Origin of the sequence: Klebsiella sp. Ech2A (assembly GCF_030078455.1) — a bacterium.
Lineage (GTDB): Bacteria > Pseudomonadota > Gammaproteobacteria > Enterobacterales > Enterobacteriaceae > Klebsiella > Klebsiella terrigena.
In genome coordinates, this window is the sequence record NZ_JAQGFU010000266.1 from 1 (window position 1) to 4,724 (window position 4,724).

Below are 4,724 nucleotides of genomic sequence, written 5' to 3' on the forward strand. Positions count from 1 at the left end.
CCGTTACCGGCACCGCCATTTTGCTGGTGGACTACACCTCGATGGCGGGGGTAATTGGCGGCGGCGGCCTCGGCGACCTGGCGATCCGCTTCGGCTATCAGCGCTTTCAGACCGACGTCATGGTGGTTACCGTGCTGCTGCTGATTGCCCTGGTGCAGATATTACAAATGAGCGGCGACCGCCTCGTGCGGTCAATAAGCCGTAAATAAAGGATGCCCGCCCTCTTCCGGCTGCCGCAGCCGGTTGACGGGCATCCGTTGCGCAAACATTAAAGGAAAAGATGATGAAAAAAACGCTTATCGCCGCCGGGCTGCTGGCCCTGTTCTCTTTCTCGGCCGCCGCCAGTGAAACTCTGACCGTCGGCGCCACGCCGGTGCCGCACGCCGAGATCCTCGAATTCGTCAAACCGGCGCTGGCGAAAGAAGGGGTCGATTTAAAAATCAAAGTCTTCAACGATTTTATTCAGCCTAATCAGCAGCTGGCGGAAAAGAACCTCGACGCCAACTACTACCAGTACCGGCCGTTCCTCGATAACTACAATCAGACCCGGCACACCCATCTGCTGCCGGTGGTGGGCGTCCATATCGAACCGTTTGGCGCCTACTCCAGCAAATACCAATCGATTAAAGAGGTACCGGACGGCGCCACCATCGCCATCCCCAACGATCCGGTCAATACCGGCCGCGCGCTGGTGATGCTCAGCAACGCGGGGCTCATCACCCTGAAAAATCCGCAGGACCCGCAGTCGGCCACCCGGGATATCGTCAGCAACCCGCACCGTTTTAAAATCCGCGAGCTGGAGGGGGCGATGCTGGCGCGGGCAGTGAATCAGGTCGACCTGGCGTTTATCTTCGCCAACTACGCCCTGGAGGCCGGAATTGATACCGACAAGGCGCTGCTGGTGGAAAAAGGCAGCGATCTGTACGTCGAGTACCTGGTGGCCCGCCCCGACAACATCAACGATCCTGGGATCCAGAAGCTGGCGAAGGCCCTGCACTCCGAGGCGGTGCGCAACTTCATCCTCACCCGCTATAAGGGCAAAATTCTGCCCGGCTTCTAAGCGCTGAAATCGACCCGGCAGCGCCACCGCTGCCGCCATTTGCTGGCTAACGGAGGAGAATACCGTGACCAACGCGCCCACCGCGGCACCGCATATTGAGCTAACCCACATCGGCAAAGCCTACCCCAACGGCGTTCGGGCGCTGCAGGATATCAACCTGACGATTCACCAGGGCGAAATCTTCGGCATTATCGGGCGCAGCGGCGCCGGGAAATCCACCCTGCTGCGCCTGTTTAACCGCCTGGAGAGCGCCGACAGCGGCGAAATCATTATTCACGGCGAGCCGACCCGCCGCTATGCCCCCGCCCAGCTGCGGGATCTGCGCCGCCGGGTGGCGATGATCTTTCAGCATTTCAATTTGATGTCGACGAAGACGGTGGCGCAGAACGTCGAGCTGCCGCTCAAAATGGCCGGGGTTCCCCGGGACGAAAGACGGCGGCGGGTCGACGAAATGCTTGAGCTGGTGGGCCTTAGCGCCCTGCGCGACAGCTGGCCGTCGCGGCTCTCCGGCGGGCAGAAGCAGCGCACCGGTATCGCCCGCGCGCTGGTCACCCAGCCGGAGATCCTGCTGTGCGATGAGGCGACCTCGGCGCTCGACCCGGAGAATACCTACGCCGTGCTGGCGCTGCTGAGAGAGATAAACCAGCGCCTCGGCCTGACCATTATCCTTATCACCCACGAGATGGACGTGATTCGTACGCTGTGCGACCGGGTGGCGGTGCTCGAACAGGGCAAAATTATTGAACAGGGCGAGGTGTGGCAGATTTTTGGCAATCCGCAGCACGAGGTCACCCGCAGCATGACCGGGACGCTGCACCACGCGCGCCCCGGCGAGCCGGAGGCGCTGGCCGCCGGTCGCCAGGTGGTGACGCTCCACTTTGACGGCAGCAGCGGGCGGGAGCCCAATTTACAGCAGATCGCCGGCCTGCTCGGGGCCCAGGCCAGCCTGCTCTCCAGCAGCTGCGAGCATATCCAGGGGCGAACCATCGGCCAGATCCGGGTTCGCCTGGCGCAGCCGCTGGACCTCGCCGCGCTGCGCCAGCACGGCTGGGTAGCGGACCGCTTCACCCTCGGCACGGAGGTGATAGCGTAAATCACTATGCCTTAGCGAAAATCCGGCATTTTAATTCTGTATTATTGCTAATTCCAATTCGCTATAAATCATAGCTTTTCGGTGTTAGACAGCCGGAGGTGCGGCTCTTATCTTTCGTCATGAATTGTAAATTTCAGCGCAATTATTTGATGAGGGAGCACTTTTGTCCAGATTACTGCCCGGATTAAAAACCAAACGTTCGCGATTTTCTCTGGCTCTGAAAATCGCGCTCCTTGGCGGCGCGGTGGCATTTTCTTCTGTCGCCAGCGCGGACGATATTTTACAGGAAGGGATCACCCCGGCCACCGATGCCAGCCAGATCCCGGCCTCGGCGAAGCTGCGTAAAGACACCGTGGTCGCCGGCATCTCCGAGCCGCAGGGCATCTTTAACCCCTACTTCTTCGTTAACGGCTGGGACGAAAACGTCACCAACGTCATCTTTTCGCGGCTGATTGACTGGGACAGCCACGGTAACCTGGTCCCCGGGCTGGCCGAAAGCTGGACCGTCAGCGCCGATAACAAGGTTTACACCATCAGGCTGCGCCCCAATCTGACCTTCAGCGACGGCTCGCCGCTCACCGCCGAAGACGTGGCCTTTACGCTCACCGTGCTGCTGGATCCCAAATACGACGGCGATACCGACATCACGCTCGCCAATATTACCGGCGGCGCTGAATACAAGGCCGGCACGGCAGACAGCGTGAGCGGCCTGAAGGTGATCGACCCGCTGACGCTGCAGGTGACCACCAGCGAACCGGGCGCCACCACGCTTGCCAAAATCGGCGGCCCGGTGCTCTCCAAAGCTTACTACGGCAAGGGATATCAGCGCGGACAGCTCGACTATCTGCGCTCGCTGCACGGCAAGCCGCTGGGCAACGGCCCCTACGTCTACGACAAGTATCTCCCGGGCCAGGAGATCCGCTTCCACGCCAACAGCCATTACTACCGCGGCACGCCGCCGACGCCGCGCTTTATCTACCGCGTCACCAATCCGTCCACCAACTTCCAGCTGTTCCAGACCGGCGAGACCGATTACGACGCCTTTACCTCACGCCCGGACGATATCGAACAGCTGAAAATGCTCGGCTTCGCCAACATCAACCTCTACGGCTCCAGCGACTACAGCCAGGTTGAATTCAACGTACGCCGCCCGGCGCTGCAGGATGTCAAAGTGCGCCAGGCGCTGATTTACGGCCTCGACCGGCAGAAGCTGATCGACGTGGTGTATCAGGGCTACGGCAAGGTGGCCATTGAGCCTATCGCCCCGATCTCCTGGGCCTACAACGCTGAGGGCGTCAATCCGTATCAATACGATCCGGCGCAGGCCAGGAAGCTGCTGGATGAGGCGGGCTGGAAGCCCGGTCCGGACGGCATCCGGGTGAAAGACGGCAGGCGCCTCGAGCTGACGCTGCTGGTTAGCAAGAAGGTGCTCAACGATGCGCTGATCCCCATCGCCAAAGAGAACTGGCAGCAGATTGGCGTCCTGCTGAAGCCGCAGGTGGTGGACTTCAACGCCCTGATGGCCCAGCGCAAATCCGGTAACTACGATCTGGCCTCCTTCAGCACCAGCACGCTGAACGATCCGCACGACGGGGTGTGGGACTTCTACAGCAGCGAGGCGAAAGAGTCGGGCTATCACAATCCGCAGGTCGATAAGCTGATTAGCGAGGGCAATTCGGTGCTCGACGTGAACCAGCGCAAGCCGATTTACCACCAGCTGTACAAAGTGCTGGCGGAAGACCCGCCGGTTATCTTCCTCGGCTATCGCGAGATCCTCTCCGCCAGCAGCGCCAGGGTCAGCGGCTTTAAGCCGGATATCTATAACGGTCTGACCGGCAGCCTGCCGGACGTCAAAATCGCCAGGTAAATATCGTCCCCGCCGGGGTTTACCGGCGGGGAACGTGAGAATGTTATGAGAAATTTTATCCTCAGACGGCTGCTGCAGACCCTGCCGATGCTGCTGCTGGCCTCCCTGATCATCTTTATGCTGTTCGCCAAAACCCCGGGCGACTTTATCGACGGTAACATCAACCTTACCGCCGCCCGCGCCGCCGAGCTGAAGGCGATCTACGGCCTTGACCAGCCCCTGTTCACCCGCTACCTGCACTGGCTGGGCCAGCTGCTGCGCGGCGACCTGGGCTTCTCGCTGCAGTACCAGATCCCGGTCAGCCAACTGCTCAACCAGTACGTCTGGAACTCCTTTCTGCTGGCCAGCGTCGCGCTGGTTTTCTACTGGGGCATCGGCCTGACGGTGGGCATCGTTTCCGCCATGAAGCCCAACTCGCTGTTCGACCACCTGGTCAGCATCGCCGTCTTCGCCGCCATGTCCTTCCCGACCTTTTTCCTCTGCCTGCTGCTGATTAAGTGGTTCGCCGTCGATCTGCACTGGCTGCCGCCGGGCGGTATGACCAACACCGGCAGCGACGATCGCGGCTGGGCCTATCTCCTGCAGGTGGCGGCGCATCTGGCGCTGCCGGTGCTGGCGCTGGTGATGCTGCAGGCCGGTAGCCTGACGCGCTACTTTCGCGCCAGCATGCTTGAGGTGGGGAAAATGGATTTTATCCGCACCGC

Annotated in this window: 4 protein-coding genes and 1 pseudogene; all 5 read left to right on the top strand. The window is 60.8% G+C overall.

The features are described 5' to 3' along the window. Positions 1 to 209: pseudogene (locus tag PFH44_RS24995) on the top strand (metal ABC transporter permease); the annotation flags it as partial. Between the two features lie 74 nt (positions 210 to 283). Next, positions 284 to 1,060, top strand: a complete 777-nt coding sequence (locus PFH44_RS25000; protein WP_045858677.1) for a MetQ/NlpA family ABC transporter substrate-binding protein — start codon at positions 284 to 286, stop codon at positions 1,058 to 1,060. Between the two features lie 64 nt (positions 1,061 to 1,124). Beyond that, positions 1,125 to 2,153 (top strand): methionine ABC transporter ATP-binding protein, encoded by a 1,029-nt coding sequence (locus tag PFH44_RS25005; RefSeq protein ID WP_045858679.1) that lies wholly within the window; start codon positions 1,125 to 1,127, stop codon positions 2,151 to 2,153. A gap of 163 nt (positions 2,154 to 2,316) precedes the next feature. After that, entirely contained in the window at positions 2,317 to 4,020 is a 1,704-nt protein-coding gene (locus tag PFH44_RS25010) for an ABC transporter substrate-binding protein (protein WP_283826494.1), read from the top strand. Positions 4,021 to 4,065: 45 nt separating this feature from the next. Then, positions 4,066 to 4,724: ABC transporter permease (locus PFH44_RS25015; RefSeq protein WP_283826495.1), on the top strand; the 659-nt coding region annotated here is incomplete at its 3' end.

Coding starts and splice junctions, on each gene's coding strand:
- PFH44_RS25000 (WP_045858677.1), top strand. CDS start 284: ATGAAAAAAACGCTTATCGCCGCCGGGCTGCTGGCCCTGTTCTCTTTC.